Origin of the sequence: Mesorhizobium sp. M0998 (assembly GCF_040318885.1) — a bacterium.
In the GTDB taxonomy this organism is placed as follows: Bacteria; Pseudomonadota; Alphaproteobacteria; order Rhizobiales; family Rhizobiaceae; genus Mesorhizobium.
On record NZ_JAMYND010000002.1, the window covers coordinates 60,769 to 77,710 of the forward strand.

The window sequence follows — 16,942 nt, forward strand, 5'->3', positions numbered from 1 at the left end:
TCTTCTCAATTCACGTCGGTTTGCCTGGACGCGGCCATCGAGCGCCAGACCGGCCGCAGCGCCTCATGCGCCAATGTGTAGGACGGAGCCATCGCCTCATAGGCAGCGGCAAGTTTCCGATCGCTGGGTTCGGCCGTACGGAGCAAAGGCGTGACCCATTCGCTGACGCAATCGTCCATCGATGCGTATTGGCCGACGCAGACCGCAGCAATCATTGCGGCGCCCGCAGCACCGGCCTCCTCGCGCTCGCTGGTGCGAATGTCGGCGCCGACCGCAGCACCCAGGATCTTGCGCAGAGCCGGGCTCCTGGCCGCTCCGCCGGTCAGGCGGATTTCCTTGGGCAGGGGCCCCATGGCGGCGTAGCAATCGCGCGCCGCGAAAGCCAGCCCCTCGAACACCGCGCGGACTATGTCGGCATAGCCGTGCCTGGACGAAATGCCGATGAAGCCGGCCCTGGCATTGGCATCGACGAACGGCCCGCGCTCGCCGGCCTCCGAGACATAGGGCTGGTAGAGCAGCGCGCCTGGCTCGGACGACGATATCCACTGGTCGACCAGCGCGATCATCTCGCCATTGGTCCGCGTAATACCTTGCGAGGCGAGAATGCCGGAGGCGAGGCCAAGGACCCAGTCGATATTGAGCGTTGCCGCCATGTTCGACTGCATCTGCGCAAAGACGCCGGGTGCCGGCATCGTCATCGTGTAGCCGGTTGCAGCCTCGTTGAGCAGAACCTGGTCCGGCGTTTCGGCAAGCCGCATATGCATTCCGGTGGAGCCGATGATCGAGCATCCCGGCTTGCGTTCGCGATCGAACAGGCCGGCGCCGAGCGCCGTGCAGGCGACATCGACATAGGCCAGAACGACCGGTGTGCCGGCGAGCAGGCCGGTCGCATCGGCTGCTGCCGCCGACAGCGAGGTGCTTTGCCTGGTGCCATCGACGATGGGCGGCAACAGATGCCGGAGATCGGTGACGCCGAGTACCTCGAGCACATCATCGCAATAGCCGCGCGTGCGGAAGTCGCCGAAGGTGAAGGTGCCCTCGGACGGGTCGGTGGCGCGGTGGCCGGTCAGCTTGAAATAGAGCCAGTCCTTGCAGTGGAACGCGGTCGCTGCATTGGCAAGCATCGCGGGCATGTGGCGCTTCATGAACACGAACTGCGATCCCTGCTGGCAGGCAGCGAGCCCGCTGCCGGTCTTTTCGAAGCGCAGCCGGTCCTCCGGCCGCGCGCGGATCTCCTCGACGACCGCGGCAGCGCGCGCGTCGAGCCACAGCCAGCCCTTGGCAACCGGCTCGCCATCCTTGTCGATCAGCCAGGTACCGTCGCCCTGCCCGGTCACGGCGATGGCAATGGTCCGGCTGGCGAGATCCGGCACCTTGTCGGCAAGCTCGCACAAGGTCGTCGCGGTATCGGCCCAGGTGCGTGTCAGGTCCTGCTCGGCGCCGCCGCCCGGCAGTGTCTCGTATTTATTGGGCAGCGCGGCGGACGCGATCTGCCTGCCCGCCGTGTCAAAGGCGACGGATTTTATGACAGACGTGCCGGCGTCGATGCCGATCAGCACATCCTGCATCAAGCCAGCTCCGTGCCGTGCGAAATGGCATTGCCGCTCGCCTGATCGAAGACGTGAAGGTTTTTCGGATCGATGCTGATCTTGATCGGCGCGCCAAGCTCCAAGCGGGTTCGGTCATGTTCGACCAGGACCAGCGAACCGCCGGCGAAATCGGCGGCGATATGGGTCTGGTCGCCGAGCCATTGATTGGCCGAAACCGTCGCCGGCACACCATCTTTCGAGCGGCGGACCGCATAGGGCCTGACGCCGATGACGACGCGCTGCCGGTTGAGCAATTCGTCGCGAACCGGGCCGCTGAACGCATCCTTGTCGTATTCGAGCGAAAGCCCGTCGGGCAGCTTGAGACTGATCTTGCCGGCAGCTGTGCCGACATAGGCCTCGAAGACATTCATCGGCGGCTCGCCAACGAAGGTGCCGGTGAACAGGTTTGCCGGCCGCTCCTTGAGCCTGTCAGGCGTATCGAACTGCTGCAGCACGCCGCCCTCCATGACAGCGATGCGATCGGCCAGAGCATTGGCCTCGGTCTGGTCGTGGGTGACAAGGATCGCGGTCAGGCCACGCTCCTTGATGAAATGCTTGATGCGGCCGCGCAGCACGGCGCGAAGCTGCGGCTCGAGCTGGCCCATCGGCTCGTCCAGCAGATGCAGGTCGGCCTCGCGGATCAGCGCCCGGCCGAGGCTGGCGCGCTGCTGCTGGCCGCCGGAGATCGAGCTCGGATAGCGCTCGAGAATGTCCTCGATCTCGAGCAGCTTGGCGATGTTGGCAACCTTTGCATCGACCGCACTCTTCGCCAGCCTGGCGGCCTTGAGGGCGAAGGCCATGTTCTCGCGCACGGTCAGCGGCGGGTAGAGCGAATAGCCCTCGAAGGCCATTGCGACGTTGCGCCTGACCGGCGGCAACGTGTGCACCTTGCGGCCGGCAACCGAGATGCTACCCCGCGAGACCTCTTCGAAGCCTGCGATCATGCGCAATGTCGAGGTCTTGCCGCAGCCGGACGAGCCGAGCAGCGCCACGATCTCGCCCTTGACGATTTCCATCGTCAGGTTCTTGACGGCGTGTACGCCACGGTCGATCGGACCGTAGAACTTGTCGACGCCCGAAATGGTGATTGCGGTCGGGCTCATGCCGCTTCTCCGCTACGCAAATTGACGACGTTTTTCGAGCCGATGCGCTCGCCGCTTGTGCGATCGAACAAAAGGGCGCTTTTACTGTCGACGGCAATGTAGACCTTGCCCTCGGATTGGCCCGGTGTCCCGGAAGGACGCGAAACCAGAATTTCACGGCCGCGCACGGTGCGCACCAGCGTGACGATCTTCTCGTTGAGCGGCGTCTCAGCCTCGACCGTCACCGGGATGGCGCCGAGCGTGCGTTCATCGACAAACGCCAGCGCCTCCGGCCGCAAACCGATCACGCAGTCGCGGCCGACCGCCGCCTCATGAGCGCCGGCAAGATGGACCTGGACGTTGGACAGGCCGACATAGATGCCCTTGGCGTCCCGCGCCGGCTTGACGTCCAGAAGGTTGATGGTCGGGTCGCCGAACAGCCGGGCAATCTCGACATTGGCCGGCTCGCGATAGATCTGCTCGGGCGTGCCGAGCTGTTTGACGACGCCCTGCGACATCACCGCGATGCGGTCGCCGAGCGCCATCGCTTCCTTGTAGTCCTGGGTGACGTAGATAACGGTCGCGCCACGATCCGCCAGCAGTCTTGGCAGTTCCAGCCGCATTTCGAAGCGCAATTTGGCATCGACGTTGCGCAAGGGATCATCGAGCAGCAGCAGCGGCGGCGAGCCGACCAGGGCGCGGGCAAGCGCGGTGCGTTGCTTCTGGCCATTGGACAGCGCCCGCGGCTTGTGGCTGAGCACATGGCCGATTTTCAACAGCTTGGCGACGCTCTCGACGCCGGTCTTTATCGTGCCTTGCGATGAGTGCTTCGCCTGCAGCGGCGTCGCAATGTTATCGAACGCCGTCATATGCGGGAACAGCGCGAAGTTCTGAAATGCCATGCCGACGCCGCGGAACTCGGCGTCGAGATCGGTCATGTCCTCGCCGCCGATGAGTATCTTTCCCTCGTCGGGGTCGATCACGCCGGCCACCAGCCGCAGCAGCACGGTCTTGCCGGCGCCGGACGGCCCGAACAGGACCAGCGTTTCGCCGTCGGCGACGGTCAGCGACAGATTGTCGAGAACAGTCTGGCTTTTATAGCGCTTGACGATGTTTCGCAGTTCGAGGCTTGCCATCGGACTATCCTTTCACCGCGCCAAGCGACAGGCCTTCGACGAGATAGCGTTGCGCATAGAGCGCGAGCGCCAGCGTTGGCGTGATCGACAGCACGATCGCCGCCGAGATCTGGCCATACTGGATGCCCGAGGAGGTGATGAAGGCGAGCGCGCCGACCGTCACCGGCTGCTTGTCGGCCGAGGCGAGCACCAGCGCAAAAACGAAATTGTTCCAGGCAAAGATGAACGCGAGCAGACCGGCAGCGGCAATGCCTGGGCCGGCGAGCGGCAGCGCGATCTTGCGGAAGGTGGCAAACCAGGAATGTCCGGCAATGCGGTAGGCGTATTCGATGTCGGCGGGAATGTCCTCGAAATAGCCGCGCACGATCCACAGGATCAACGGCAGGCAGATCAACTGATAGACCCAGATCAGCCCGATATAGGTGTTGGCCAGCCCGAGCTTCTGGAAATAGAGGGTGAGCGGCAGGAGCACCAGCAGCGCCGGCGCAAACCGGAACGACAGCAGCGTAAAGGCAATGTCCTCCGAGCCGCGGAATTTGTGCCGCGCAAAGGCGTAGGCCGCCGGAACGCCGAGCAGCAACGCGACGGCAACCGAGGTGACCGACAGGAAGACGGAATTCCAGAGGTTGCGCATGAAGGCGATGTCGAGCGTGCCGGCCGCCGTCATCAGCTTGCCGGTGATCAAGGCAGTGTAGTTGGCGAGCGTCGGCTCGAAGACAAGCTGCGGCGGAATCCGCAGGATTGTCTCGTTGGTCTGGAACGACATCATCAGAATCCAGACGATCGGGAACATGAAGAAGATCACGACCAGCGCCAGGGCAATGCCGCGCAGGATGCGTTCGAGAAGCGAGGTGTGTTCCACGCCAGCCTCCTATGCCTGGCCGCGGGCGCGTTCGCGCAGCCGCAGCCAGTTCTTGATGAAAATGTTCGAGAGGAAATAGGTGATCGCCCACAGGATGATCATCAGTGCCGCCGAGCGGCCGACATTGGTCGACTGGAAGAAATTGAGATACGCCTCGACCTGGAACACGGTCAGTGTGTCGCCCGGACCGCCCTGCGTCATGGCGTAAATGATGTCGAACTGCTGGATGGAATCAAGCAGGCGGAACAGGGTCGCCGTCAGGATGTAGGGGGTCAGCATCGGCAGTGTGATGCGGAAGAAGACGAAGCTGCGTGGCACGCCGTCGAGTGCTGCCGCCTCGAAGGGCTGCGTCGGCAGGCTGCGCAGACCTGCAAGCAGCAGGATCATGATGAAGGGCGTGTAGACCCAAATGTCGACGAGCACGACGGTGAGCAGCGCCGTCGACGGAGACGAGGCCCAGCGGAAATCCTGCAACCCGATCAGGCTGGCGAGATAGCTGAGCACGCCGAAACCGGGATTGGTCATCAGCTTCCACATCAGCGCGGCGAGCGCCGGCGCCGTCATCAGCGGCATCAGCAGCATGATCGAGATGAAGTTGTTCAGCGTCGAGCGCTTTTGCAGCAGCATGGCGATGCCGAGACCGAGAAGCAGTTCAAGCACAACGGTGATGCCGGCGTAGAGCAGCGAGATCTCCAGCGTGTTCCAGAACTTCGGGTCGGTGAAGAAGGAGATATAGTTGTCGCCCCAGTTGAACTGCCGCGCCCAGGGTTGGCTCAACCGGTAGCGCTGGAACGAATAGACCACCGACGTCAGGAACGGGATCAGGATGCCGATGCAGACCAGCAGAGCCGGCAGGCTGAGGAGATAGGGCAGCACCCGCTTGCTGATCCTGAAGCCCGACGGCCTGTTTCTTTGTATTGTCGCCGCAGTCATCGGCTGCTCCGTCATCCTGTTGCTTCGCCGTCCCGGCCGCCCAAGGGAGCAAGGCGGCCGGTCGGGCGAGCAGGCGGCACCTTTCGGGACCGCGTCGCAAACGTATCACATCTCAAAGGCTGGCCCGCGGACGGGCCAGCCTTGGCCGCGGCTTAGCCAAGCCCGGCTTCCTTGAGCTGGCTGTTGATGCTCTCGGCCAGCTTGTCGAGGCCCTCGTCGACCGGCACTTCCTTGGCCACCATCTTCTGCAGCGTCGCCGCCCATTCGGTGGTGAGATCAAAGAACAGCGGCTGCGGGGTGAACTTGATGCTGGCGCCCGGCGCCGAGACGTCGAACATCTCGACATAACCCGGATAGCTCTTGTTCAGCTTCTCGCGGAACATCTCGTCGTTCCAGACCGACTGACGAACCGGATTGACGAAGTCCATCTTGGTCGCACCGAACAATGCATGCTCGGGTCCGGATGCCCATTGCATGAAGTACCAGGTGGCGTCCTTGTCCTTGGAGAAGTTGGACATCGACAGCGACCAGATCCAGATATTGGGCGTCGGCGCCTTGGCGGCAGGATTGGCCTTGAATGCCGAAAAGGCGAGCTTGCCGGCCATCTTGTTGTCGCCGCCATTCATGAAGTAGCCAAGGATGTCGGCGTCGTAAATCATCGCCGAAGCACCTGCACCGAGATCGGTGCCGACCTGGTACCAGGTGTAGGTCGACCAGTCCTTCGGGCCGCTCTCCTGGATCATCTGGACCCACTGCTTGTGGAAAGCCTTGGATTCGGCGGTGCTCATCGCGGCCGACAGCTTGCCGTCAGCCGAGACGTTCAGGTCCTTCTGGTCGAAATTGGCGTAAGCCGACAGGAATCCCGGGTGGATCGTCGCCCAAGAGCGCGAGCCGCGCACGCCGATGCCGTAGACGCCACCGCCGACGTCCTTGGTGAGCTTCGCCGCCGTAGCGACCATCTCATCCATATTGCCGGGAACGCTGACGCCGACCTTGTCGAACATGCCCTTGTTGTAGGTGATGTTGTTCTGCTCGAAGCCCCACGGAATGCACCATTGCTTGGCGTCCGCCGAACCGAGGGCGCCGCCCGGCTGGCCGTTCCAGGCGCAGGAGTTCTTGACGCCGGGCAGGAAGTCGTCCCAGGCATATTTCGGGTTGGTCTTGGCCGGATCCTTGATCCATTCGTTGAGGTCGGTGATCCAGCCGGCCGGACCGTAGGTCCAGGTCATGTAGGCGCCGGTCATGAAGGCATCGTATTCGGGCGAGCTGGCCGACAGCGCGGCGGTAACCTTGTCGAAATAGACGTCTTCGGGGAACACGTCATAGACGACTTCCATGCCGGTCAGCTTCTTGAAATTGTCGAGGTTGGCGATCATCGCATCGGCGTAAGGATGCTTGTTGAGCAACAGCTTGATGGTTTTGCCCTTATGCGCCTGCCAGTCGAAATCAGCCGCCAGGGCGCGGGTCTGCCCGAAATTGAGCAGTGTGCCGGCGGTGCTGGCGGCAAGGCCCATTGCACCGAGGCCCTTGATCAGCCCACGGCGGTCGACTTGTCCACGCAGGAATGCGTCGATGAGGTCTTTCTCTTTCTCATGCATTTCTCTTCTCCTCCACAGGGTAGTTTCAACGAAATGGTTGCCGGCTACCCGACCGGCGTCTGTTCCACGAGCGATCGCGCCGTCCGCTCGTCGGTTATCAAGCCTTTGAGATAACGGCCCTCCAGCACTGACTTGATGGCGCGAACCTTCACCTTGCCGCCGGCGACGGCGACAATCCTGCGGTTGCTGATGTCTTCGCGCGCCAGTGCCAGCGCCCGGTCGGAAAGCGTCGTCGCAACGGCCTTTCCGGCATCGTCGAAGAAATGGCCGAGCAGTTCGCCGACACCGCCGTTGCGGCGGATCTCCTCCATCTCGCCCTTCTCGATCATACCGGTGGCGACAAGCGAGGCCTCACGTTCGGCGGTGCCGATGCCGGCGATGAGCAAGTCGGCGGACTTGGCGAGGTCGAAGACATCGCTGACGCCTTTCTGCCCGAGCAATACTGTTCGATCCTCGACCGTGTTGGCGAACATCGGTACGGGCATCACATAGGCCTCCGCACCGGTGCGTTCGGCGACGCGGTGGATGACGTCATGGGGGTTGGCCGAGAACTTGCGCGTCAGGCCGCCAAGCAGCGAGACGAAACGGATCCTGCCGGCCGATATGCGCGGCAGATATTCCACGCAGGCGGCAAGCGTGCGGCCGTGGCCGACGCCGATCAGCGCCTCTTCGCCGCGTTCGATCTCGCGCTTGAGAAACTGCGCGCCGGCAATGCCGAGCGCCTTGAGCGGCAGGTCTTCGGCATCGAAGTCCGGAACCACCTCGCAGTAGTCGAGGCCGTACCGGCCGGACAACTCATCCTCAAGCTCCACGCATTCTGAGACTTCGCCGTCGATGTAGACTTTGACCAGGCCTTCCTGATTGGCCTTGGTGATCAGGCGATGCGCCTTGAGACTGGTCAGGCCGAGCCGCTTGGCGACCTCCGACTGGGTCAGGCCGCCGGCATAGTGAAGCCAGGCGGCACGGGCGGCCATCCCGGTCTCATCGTCGCGCAGCAGGCCGTTGCCAAAACCAACCATTTCCGCCCTTTGATATTTTTATCAGTTGCTGCAAAATTTTTCACAAGGCGTCGCCCGAGTCAAGCAACCGCTGCGTTTAAATCTCCGGCCAGGAGCTTGCCGGCCGGGGCCGAATTGGGCCGCGCTAACCAACGGGCAAGAAACAACACCGACCATGCGCATTTAAAACGTTTGCAATTTGGATTGGACGCATTACAAACGTTTCAAACTTCGTTCGGGAGAAACGATGCCGGCCCGCGTTACCACCCTCAAGGAACTTGCTGCGCAGCTCGGCCTGTCGATTACCACCGTTTCGCGCGCCCTTGCCGGCCACGTGCAGATCGCCTTGAAAACGCGCCAACGTGTCGCCGAGGCTGCGCATCAGGCCGGCTATGTGCCGAACACCGCAGCCCGCACGCTGGTCTCCGGCCGCAGCGGCTTTGTCGGCATGGTGCTTCCGATCCGCGGCCCCAATCTGGTTGACTCCTTCCTCGGTGAATTCGTCACAGGGCTCGGCGAAGGGCTGGTTTCGCACGGCTCCGACCTGATCCTGGCCGCAGCAGCGCAAGGCCAGTCGGAACTTTCCGTGCTTCGCCATGTCGTCGAATCGGGCCGCGCCGACGGGGTCGTCGTCACCCGCATCGCCGAGATCGACGAGCGGCTTGCCTATCTGCGCCAGCGCAATTTCCCGTTCGTCGCGCATGGCCGGCTGCTCGACGGCGACTTTGCCTACCATTGGCTCGATACCGATGGCGCGCACGCATTCGGCGAGGCCTTCGACATGCTCTACGATCTCGGACACCGCCATTTCGGCCTGGTGACGATTTCCGAGCCGATGACATTTCGCCATCTCAGGCAGGACGGGCTCGCCGCCGCGATCGCCCGCCGGGGCGATCCGTCCGTCAGTCTCGATGTGGCGACGGCGCCGCGTTTCGATCGCGGTGCCCGCATCCAGGCAATCAACCGGCTTCTGCACGCCACCGAGCGGCCGACGGCGATTGTCGCACTGTTCGACGAGCTGGCGCTGACTGTGATGGAAGAGGCGGGGCGCGCCGGACTTGCCATTCCTCGCGACCTTTCGGTGATCGGCTTCGACAACATAGCCGCCTCCGCCTATGCGCCGCCGGGGCTGACCACTTTCGACGCCTCGATCCGCCAGTGCGCGCGCGAGATCGGCGAGATGCTGCTGACCGTCATCGGCGACAGGCCGGACGCGCCACTGACGCGGCTGGTCCGGCCGACACTTGTCTTGCGGGCAAGCCATGGCCCGGCACCCACAGGACGGAACTGACGCCTTAGCGGCGCACAACCAGGGAGGAAGACGACGATGAATGCGTTGAGGACATTGGCAGGTGCGGTGCTGGCGTTGTCGCTTGCTGCCGGCGCAGCACAAGCCCAGCAGGTGTTGTTCTGGTCGACACAGGCGCGACCAGTGGAAGAGACACAGAAGATGCGCAGCGAAGTGCTGAAGGGGTTTGACGGCCAGGTCGACTATCAGGTCGCCGAGGACGGGCCCTGGCTCACCCGCCTTCAGGCCGAACTGCAGGCCGGCGCCGGCACCATAGGCGTGCTCGGCGGCCTGCACGGAGACTTCTCCACCGTCGGCGCGAACCTTGTCGATCTCTCTGGCGTCGATCTCGGTGGCGTCAAGGTCAACGAGACCTACAAGAAGCTCGGCATGCTCGGCACCGGCGAGCAGAAGTACCTTCCATGGATGCAGGCCACCTTTCTGATGGCGGCCAACAAACAGGCGCTGCAATATCTGCCGGCCGGCACCGATCTCAACACCATCACTTATGACCAACTGATCGAGTGGGCGAAAAACATCGCTGAAAAGACCGGTTCGCCCAAATTCGGTTTTCCGGCCGGCCCGAAAGGGCTGAAGCACCGTTTCTTCGAGGGTTTTCTCCTTCCATCGTATACCGGCTCGATGGTGACGAAGTTCCGCTCGGCGGAGGCCGAAACGGCGTGGAACAAGTTCAAGGAATTGTGGCAATACACCAACCCGAATTCGACCAACTATGCCTTCATGCAGGAGCCGCTGCTGACCGGCGAAGTCTGGGTGGCATTCGATCACGTGGCGCGCCTCGCCGACGCCTTCAACCAGAAACCCGATGACTTCGTCGCCTTCCCGGCGCCGGCTGGCCCGTCAGGCCGCGGCTACATGCCGGTGGTGGCCGGCATCGCTATCCCGAAGACCTCGCCCGACATGGACAAGGCCAAGGCGCTGGTCGCCTATATGCTGAAACCGGAAACCCAGATCGCGACGCTGAAGGCGACAAACTTCTTCCCCATCGTCGACGTCAAGCTGCCCGACGACATGCCGGCCTCGGTGAAGGCCTTCAGCCCAGTGATCGCCACCATGACCGGAGCTCCCGATGCATTGCCGGCGCTGCTGCCGATGGGACTTGGCGGCCTCGGCGGCAAGTTCAATCAGATCTACACCGACAGCTTCGAGCGCATCGTGCTCGGCGGCGAGGATGTGCACGGCGTGCTCGACGAACAGGCGACGGCGCTGAAAGCGATCATCGAAGAGGCCAAGGCGCCGTGCTGGGCGCCCGACAAGCCCTCGCAAGGCGCCTGCCCGGTCGATTAAGAATCCTCCCGGGCGTCCGGATTTCCAGCGCGCCGGGCGCCCACCCCTTTTGAAGCTTCGAATAGAGAGCGCTCCATGCACAGCAAGGCCCTGCCCTATCTGCTGCTGACACCGGCGGCGCTGTTCCTCTGCGTCTTCTTCCTCTACCCGTTCGTGTTGGTCGCCTTCGAGGCGTTCACCCGCGACGGCGGCTTTACGCTCGACAATTTCCGCACCATGGCGGGCAGCTGGAAGTTTCCGGTCACTGTCCGCAATACGCTACTGCTGAGCGTCGTCGTCGTGCCGATTCAGTTGGTCATGGCACTGCTGATGGCAACCGCGGTGTCGCGGCTCGAAACCGGACGCAGCGCCGCGCTTTATATCTTCGCCATTCCGCTCGGCATCTCCGATCTGGCCGCCGGGCTGATCTGGCTCGCCATCTTCGACCAGTCCGGCTTCCTGAACACCTTGCTCTCCAATCTCGGCGTCATCGACAGCCCGGTCATGTTCCTCGGCTACCAGAGCAAGCTGACGATCTTCATCGCCGTGGCGCTGGCCGAGATCTGGCGCGCGACCGCCATCATGATGGTCATTCTGGTCGCCGGCATGGGGCTGATCCCCCGGGAATACTACGAGGCGGCGGAGGTTTTTGGCGCTAGCCCGTGGAAGCGCTTCATCAAGATCACGCTGCCTCTGCTGCGCCCAAGCCTGCAGACGGCGATCATCCTGCGCGTCATCCTTGCCTTTGAGGTCTTTGCCGTGGTTGCAGCACTCGGCGGCACCAATCTGCCGGTGCTGATGGGCGAGACCTACAATTGGCAGTTCACGCTGCAGGACCACAATGTCGCCGCCGCCATGGCGCTGTTCATCCTCGCCATCTCGATCGGTTTCACACTGTTCTTCCTGCGTGTGCTGCGTGTGCCGAAGGAGGCGCGGATATGAGCACTGTCGCGGAGATCTCGATCGCCGCGCCTGAGGCCCGCAAAGCCGGCAACTGGCTGCTGGTCGCCACCGTCATCCTGCTTTGCGTCTGGGTGCTGCTGCCGATCTATCTGCTGATCGTCAACGCGCTGTCGTCGCCGGAAGAGGTGACCGCCTTTCCCAAGCGCTTCTTCCCGTCATTCGATTTCGGCAGCTTTGCTTTCTTCATCAATTTCGCCGGCATCGCCAAGGCGCTGTGGAACTCCGTGCTCGTCGCCACGCTGACGATGATCCTCTCGATCGGCTTCGGCGCACCGGCCGGCTACGCACTGTCGCGCTTCGATTTCCCGGGCAAGGAAACGTTCCGTTTCCTCGTGCTGATGACCCGCGCCTTCCCGCTGCCGCTGCTGGCGCTGCCGCTGGCGGTGATGTTCATCCGCACCGGCCTCGACGACACCGCGATCGGGCTGGCGCTGGTCCACACCACGCTGGCGCTGCCGTTTGCGGTGCTGATCACTTTCTCGCTGTTCTCCGGCATTCCCGTCGAGCTGGAGGAGGCGGCCTGGACGCTCGGCTGCACGAGATTGCAGGCATTCCGAAAAGTCATTCTGCCGCTGGCGCTGCCGGGCATCGCGGCGTCCGCGGTGTTTGCCTTCACCATCTCCTGGAACGAGGTGTTTGCCGCCGCCGTGCTCACCATCGAGAACCGGACGCTGACCGCCTTCCTGCTGCAGAGCCTTGGCGAATCGCCGCTCTACCTCAAATTCACCGGCGGTGCTGCCTTGGTTATCCCGGCACTGATCTTCATTTTTGCCGTCCGCAAATATCTGTTCGCCATGTGGGGGATCGCCAATCGATGACGCGCACAAAAGAGAACGCCGATGGCTGAGATCGTCATCAAGCAGGTGGCAAAACGTTTCGGCGGCTTCACCGCGCTGCATTCGATCGACCTGACCATCGCCGACCAGGAATTCATGGTGCTGCTCGGCGCCTCGGGTTGCGGCAAGACCACGCTGCTGAGGATCGTCGCCGGGCTGGAAACGCCAAGCCAGGGCGAGGTCTGGATCGGCGGCCGTCGCGTCGACCATCTGCCGCCGCGCGAACGCGGCATCGCTATGGTGTTCCAGAATTACGCCGTGTTTCCCCACCTGACGGTATTCGAGAATATCGCCTTCGGCCTGCGCATGAAGAAGCTGCCGCAGCAGGAGGTCGACGGGCGCGTCAACCGCACCGCCGAGCTAATGCATATCGAACAGCTTTTGAAGCGCTATTCGGGCCAGCTTTCCGGCGGTCAGCGCCAACGCGTGGCTGTGGCCCGCGCCCTGGCGATGGAGCCTGACGTGATCTTGATGGACGAGCCGCTGTCCAACCTGGACGCGCTGCTGCGGCTCGAAATGCGCGCCGAGCTCAAAGGTGTGCTCGCGGCGTCCAAGACCACCACCATCTACGTTACCCACGACCAGGTCGAGGCGATGAGCCTTGCCGACCGCATCGCCGTCATGCATCAGGGCCGTATCGTCCAGGCCGCCTCGCCGGTAGAGGTCTACCGCAATCCGGCGGCCCGCTTCGTCGGCTCCTTCATCGGCAACCCGCCGATGAATTTCATCCCGGCGACGAAGACGGCCGACGGCAGTTGGACCGTCGCCGGGCTGACGCTGCCCGGCCCCAAATCGGACAAGCAGACGATAGAATTCGCCATTCGCCCCGAGGATGTAGACGCCGGCAACGAAGGTATTAACGCCACCGTGCGCGTTGTCGAGCCGCTCGGACCGCACACGCTGGTCACCTGCGGCGTCGAGGGCGGCCTGTTCCGCGCCATCCTCGAATCGAATGCCACGGTCGCCGTCGGCGATCACTTGCGGCTTTCGCCCAAACCCGATCGCATCCGCTGGTTCGATCCCGAAACCACCAACGCCCTTTGATCCCCTTCGATTCTGAAAGTACGAACGCCCGATGATATCTCTTGCTGTCGACGAAACCATCGCCCGCGCCGTCGAGGTGCTCAGGGAAAATGACCAAGGCACCTACACCATACCGACCAAGGGCCTCTACCCGTTTCAGTGGAACTGGGATTCCTGCCTGACCGCGCTCGGCCTTGCCCACTATGACGAGGCGCGCGCCTGGACCGAGATCGACACGCTGTTCGCCCACCAATGGCCAGACGGCATGGTGCCGCACATCGTCTTCCATGTCTGGAGCGACGGCTATTTCCCCGGGCCGGAGGTCTGGCGAACCAATCGCCCGACTGCCACCTCCGGCATCACCCAGCCGGCGGTCGCCGGCTTTGCCGTGCGCCGCTTGTTCGACCAGGCCAAGGACAAGACCCCGGCGGCCGAGCGCGCCCGCGCACTGTTGCCGAAAATCGATGCCTGGCACCGCTGGTTCTACGAAAATCGCGACCCGGACGGCGAAGGGCTGGTCGCCATAATCCACCCATGGGAGTCCGGTCGCGACAACTCGATCGACTGGGACGAGGCGTTCGAGCGCGTGCCGACCGAAGGCGTCGAGCCCTACACCCGCCGCGACATCCTGCACGCCGATCCGGCGCATCGTCCAACCAAGGCACAGTATGACCGCTATGTCTGGCTGTTGCAGCATTTCCGCGGGCTTGGCTGGGACAATGCCCGGCTGCACGATGCCTCGCCATTCCAGGTCGTCGATCCCGGCTTCAACGCCATCCTGATCCGTTCCGCCGCCGACCTTGCCGATCTCGCCGAGGCACTTGGCGAAACCGAAATCGCAGAAGCCAATCGCGCCCGTGCCGAAAAGGGGCTTTCGGCAATGGAACGGCTGTGGAGCGACGCGCATGGCCAGTACATTTGTTTCGACCGAGTGGCCGGAAAGCATGTTGACAGCGCGTCGGTCGGCGGCATTCTGTCGGTATTTTCGGCCATCCCGGAAAGCCGGGCAGCGACCATCGCTGCAACGATCGAGCGCATCGCCGGCAAAACGCGTTGCATCGTCCCGTCGCACGATCCTGAGGATGGGCGCTTCGACCCAAAGCGCTACTGGCGCGGCCCGGTCTGGCTGGTGGTCAACTACATGATCGCCGACGGCCTTGCCGTCGCCGGCCACAGCCAAATCGCACAACGCATCACGCAATCCAGTCTCGAGCTGATCGCCGAGAGCGGTTTTGCCGAATATTACGATCCCCTCAACGGCGAGCCGCTCGGCGGCAATCGCTTCACCTGGACCGCGGCAATGGTGATCGAGTTCCTGAAGGGCAGAGCCTGAAGCTTCCGCCAAGGCCGCCGGCTACCAAAGCCCGTTCTGTCCGCCGAAAAACAGTCGATACTATTTGCGTCTGAGGCACGTCCTGGTCCATCAAAACAGGGCCAAGGCATGCCAATCTTCACCATGCCAGAGCTATAATAATTCTTCACAAACCGCTATCTATACTGCGTCGAGGCGGGGAGAAGCGCGGCTCGCGGCACTTGGCATTCCGGTCTTCGCCTGCACCCCGGATCTGTTTCCGGACATGATGGCGGCGGCACTGCGGCGGGAGGATATCGGCGCCTGGGCGGCGGGAGCCGACATCAAGCTCATTTGCGCCGAGGCTGAGGCGCCTGGGACGCGTGAGTGAGCGTTTGCCTCGGTCCAGAATACTGGGCCGCCCGCAGGTAAGCGCTTGCGGTCAAAGGTTTGACAAATAGCCGGCCGCGCCTATGGTCGACCTGTTACAGGAGCGACGCATGGCGAAGACAACCGGCTGTATTCTTGGCGGGTTTTCCGCACATTTGCTGAACAGTAGAAATCAGCCACGGCCGCTTTCGCAGCCCTCGCCCTTCCCTCTCCCGGCCGCGTCGATGCGCCCGGGCCGTTCATGTCCTTGAGCCACATGTCGCAGAAAATTACCGAGCTTCTGTCGCGGCTGGAAAAGCGGCTGGACAGGTCAGCGATTGTCTCGGCTGAGGAGGCCGGACCACGCTACCGGGAAGACCCCGACGGCAAGGACGGCGCGCCGCCGGCGATCGTCTTGCGTCCACGCACGACCGGCGAGGTGTCGGACATTCTGCGCCTGTGCAACGAGGTCGGGCAAAGGCTCGTCGTCCAGGGTGGCCGCACCGGTCTTGCGGGCGCGGCGCGCATCCAGCGCGGCGAAGCGGTGCTGTCGCTGGAGCGCATGACTTCCGTTGAGGCTATCGACCGCGAGGCGGCGACCATCATCGCCGAGGCCGGCGCGCCGCTGCAAGCGGTGCAGGAAGCCGCCGATGCGGCCGGCTTGCTGTTCGGCGTCGACATCGGAGCGCGCGGCACGGCCACCGTCGGCGGCAATGTCGCCACCAATGCCGGCGGCATCCGTGTGCTGCGCTACGGCATGTACCGGGCGCAGGTGCTTGGGCTGGAAGCGGTGCTTGCCGACGGCAGTATCCTGACCTCGCTCAAGGGTTTGGCGAAGGACAACTCCGGCTACGACCTCAGCCAATTGTTCATCGGCAGCGAAGGCACGCTCGGCGTGGTCACGCGCGCATGCCTGCGGCTGCATCCGAAGCCGGCCACCGAGATCAATGCCTTCTGCGCGCTTGCTTCGCTGGACGCGGCGATCACGTTGCTTGCGCTGCTCAGGCGGAAGCTCGGGCCCTTGCTATCGGCCTATGAGGTGAATTTCGCACCGCTCTATGGCGCCATGATCGCCGGCATGGAGGCGCCGGCGCCGCTGCCGGTCGGCTCGCCCGTCTATGTGCTTGCCGAGATACAGGGCAGCGAGCCCGACCGCGACCGCGAACGTTTTGCCGCGGTGCTGATGCAGGCGGTTGAAGATGGCGTGATCGACGACGTGGTCGTCTCGCAATCGCCGCGCGAATTCCGGGCGCTCTGGGCGGTGCGCGAGGAGGCCAACCGTTTCCTGTTTTCGATGGCAGGCCTGATCGGCGTCGATATCAGCATCCCACTGGCGAGAATGGCGACTTTCCTGGGCGAAACAGAAGCCGTCATCAAGGCCGTCGACCGCAGCGCCGACGTCTACGTCTTCGGCCATCTTGGCGATGGCAATCTGCATTATCAGGTTCGCACCGGGGATCCGGCGGCCGCATACGACATCGTCTACCGGCGCGTGGCCGCGGCTGGCGGCGGCGTCTCGGCCGAGCATGGCATCGGCCTGGACAAGAAGGAATGGCTGCACCTTGTGCGCAGCGACGCCGAGATCGCGGCCATGCGGCGCCTGAAAGCAGCCTTCGACCCGAACAACATCCTCAATGCCGGGCGCATCTTCGACCTCGCGCCGGGCTGAAATCGAAGGTGCGTAGCG

Annotated in this window: 14 protein-coding genes; 7 read left to right on the forward strand and 7 right to left on the reverse strand. The window is 63.4% G+C overall.

Annotated features, from left to right (window positions below; all coding sequences use genetic code 11):
* Positions 1 to 5 precede the first annotated feature (5 nt).
* The 7 genes from NKH59_RS02100 to NKH59_RS02130 all read right to left on the reverse strand — a co-directional run bounded on the left by NKH59_RS02100 (position 6) and on the right by NKH59_RS02130 (position 8,219).
* A complete protein-coding gene (locus tag NKH59_RS02100) occupies positions 6 to 1,568 on the reverse strand; it encodes an FGGY-family carbohydrate kinase (protein ID WP_352472265.1) in 1,563 nt (520 codons plus the stop codon).
* On the reverse strand, positions 1,568 to 2,692 hold the full coding sequence (locus NKH59_RS02105) for an ABC transporter ATP-binding protein (RefSeq protein WP_352502997.1): 1,125 nt from the start codon (positions 2,690 to 2,692) through the stop codon (positions 1,568 to 1,570). The genes NKH59_RS02100 and NKH59_RS02105 overlap by 1 nt, the downstream gene beginning before the upstream one ends.
* Positions 2,689 to 3,807, reverse strand: a complete 1,119-nt coding sequence (locus tag NKH59_RS02110; RefSeq protein WP_352502996.1) for an ABC transporter ATP-binding protein — start codon at positions 3,805 to 3,807, stop codon at positions 2,689 to 2,691. Before NKH59_RS02110 ends, NKH59_RS02105 begins: the two co-directional genes overlap by 4 nt.
* Before the next feature lie 4 nt (positions 3,808 to 3,811).
* Positions 3,812 to 4,669: a carbohydrate ABC transporter permease gene (locus tag NKH59_RS02115; protein ID WP_023676025.1), complete on the reverse strand. Its 858-nt coding sequence runs from the start codon at positions 4,667 to 4,669 to the stop codon at positions 3,812 to 3,814.
* A 9-nt stretch (positions 4,670 to 4,678) separates the two neighbouring features.
* Complete coding sequence (locus NKH59_RS02120; RefSeq protein WP_352452414.1) at positions 4,679 to 5,602, reverse strand: carbohydrate ABC transporter permease; 924 nt, start codon at positions 5,600 to 5,602, stop codon at positions 4,679 to 4,681.
* A gap of 152 nt (positions 5,603 to 5,754) precedes the next feature.
* Complete coding sequence (locus tag NKH59_RS02125) at positions 5,755 to 7,200, reverse strand: ABC transporter substrate-binding protein (RefSeq protein ID WP_352455241.1); 1,446 nt, start codon at positions 7,198 to 7,200, stop codon at positions 5,755 to 5,757.
* Between the two features lie 44 nt (positions 7,201 to 7,244).
* Positions 7,245 to 8,219: a sugar-binding transcriptional regulator gene (locus tag NKH59_RS02130; protein ID WP_023676028.1), complete on the reverse strand. Its 975-nt coding sequence runs from the start codon at positions 8,217 to 8,219 to the stop codon at positions 7,245 to 7,247.
* A 226-nt stretch (positions 8,220 to 8,445) separates the two neighbouring features.
* On the opposite strand from NKH59_RS02130, the gene NKH59_RS02135 reads away from it, so the two are divergent.
* From NKH59_RS02135 to NKH59_RS02165, 7 genes are all read left to right on the forward strand, one after another.
* Positions 8,446 to 9,489 (forward strand): substrate-binding domain-containing protein, encoded by a 1,044-nt coding sequence (locus tag NKH59_RS02135; protein WP_353020752.1) that lies wholly within the window; start codon positions 8,446 to 8,448, stop codon positions 9,487 to 9,489.
* A 36-nt stretch (positions 9,490 to 9,525) separates the two neighbouring features.
* Positions 9,526 to 10,794: an ABC transporter substrate-binding protein gene (locus NKH59_RS02140; RefSeq protein ID WP_353020755.1), complete on the forward strand. Its 1,269-nt coding sequence runs from the start codon at positions 9,526 to 9,528 to the stop codon at positions 10,792 to 10,794.
* 75 nt (positions 10,795 to 10,869) lie between these two features.
* Complete coding sequence (locus tag NKH59_RS02145; RefSeq protein ID WP_352542237.1) at positions 10,870 to 11,715, forward strand: carbohydrate ABC transporter permease; 846 nt, start codon at positions 10,870 to 10,872, stop codon at positions 11,713 to 11,715.
* On the forward strand, positions 11,712 to 12,554 hold the full coding sequence (locus NKH59_RS02150; RefSeq protein WP_352542238.1) for a carbohydrate ABC transporter permease: 843 nt from the start codon (positions 11,712 to 11,714) through the stop codon (positions 12,552 to 12,554). Before NKH59_RS02145 ends, NKH59_RS02150 begins: the two co-directional genes overlap by 4 nt.
* 21 nt (positions 12,555 to 12,575) lie before the next feature.
* On the forward strand, positions 12,576 to 13,616 hold the full coding sequence (locus NKH59_RS02155; RefSeq protein ID WP_352542239.1) for an ABC transporter ATP-binding protein: 1,041 nt from the start codon (positions 12,576 to 12,578) through the stop codon (positions 13,614 to 13,616).
* Between the two features lie 31 nt (positions 13,617 to 13,647).
* Complete coding sequence (locus NKH59_RS02160) at positions 13,648 to 14,928, forward strand: amylo-alpha-1,6-glucosidase (protein WP_352542240.1); 1,281 nt, start codon at positions 13,648 to 13,650, stop codon at positions 14,926 to 14,928.
* 604 nt (positions 14,929 to 15,532) lie between these two features.
* Positions 15,533 to 16,924, forward strand: coding sequence for an FAD-binding oxidoreductase (locus NKH59_RS02165; RefSeq protein ID WP_352680985.1), 1,392 nt, complete (start codon positions 15,533 to 15,535; stop codon positions 16,922 to 16,924).
* The last annotated feature ends 18 nt before the right edge of the window (positions 16,925 to 16,942 follow it).

Bases quoted from the DNA above. Each gene is read 5' to 3' on its own strand.
- NKH59_RS02100 (WP_352472265.1), bottom strand. From the start codon at position 1,568: ATGCAGGATGTGCTGATCGGCATCGACGCCGGCACGTCTGTCATAAAA.
- NKH59_RS02105 (WP_352502997.1), bottom strand. From the start codon at position 2,692: ATGAGCCCGACCGCAATCACCATTTCGGGCGTCGACAAGTTCTACGGT.
- NKH59_RS02110 (WP_352502996.1), bottom strand. From the start codon at position 3,807: ATGGCAAGCCTCGAACTGCGAAACATCGTCAAGCGCTATAAAAGCCAG.
- NKH59_RS02120 (WP_352452414.1), bottom strand. From the start codon at position 5,602: ATGACTGCGGCGACAATACAAAGAAACAGGCCGTCGGGCTTCAGGATC.
- NKH59_RS02125 (WP_352455241.1), bottom strand. From the start codon at position 7,200: ATGCATGAGAAAGAGAAAGACCTCATCGACGCATTCCTGCGTGGACAA.
- NKH59_RS02130 (WP_023676028.1), bottom strand. From the start codon at position 8,219: ATGGTTGGTTTTGGCAACGGCCTGCTGCGCGACGATGAGACCGGGATG.
- NKH59_RS02135 (WP_353020752.1), top strand. From the start codon at position 8,446: ATGCCGGCCCGCGTTACCACCCTCAAGGAACTTGCTGCGCAGCTCGGC.
- NKH59_RS02140 (WP_353020755.1), top strand. From the start codon at position 9,526: ATGAATGCGTTGAGGACATTGGCAGGTGCGGTGCTGGCGTTGTCGCTT.
- NKH59_RS02145 (WP_352542237.1), top strand. From the start codon at position 10,870: ATGCACAGCAAGGCCCTGCCCTATCTGCTGCTGACACCGGCGGCGCTG.
- NKH59_RS02150 (WP_352542238.1), top strand. From the start codon at position 11,712: ATGAGCACTGTCGCGGAGATCTCGATCGCCGCGCCTGAGGCCCGCAAA.
- NKH59_RS02155 (WP_352542239.1), top strand. From the start codon at position 12,576: ATGGCTGAGATCGTCATCAAGCAGGTGGCAAAACGTTTCGGCGGCTTC.
- NKH59_RS02160 (WP_352542240.1), top strand. From the start codon at position 13,648: ATGATATCTCTTGCTGTCGACGAAACCATCGCCCGCGCCGTCGAGGTG.
- NKH59_RS02165 (WP_352680985.1), top strand. From the start codon at position 15,533: ATGTCGCAGAAAATTACCGAGCTTCTGTCGCGGCTGGAAAAGCGGCTG.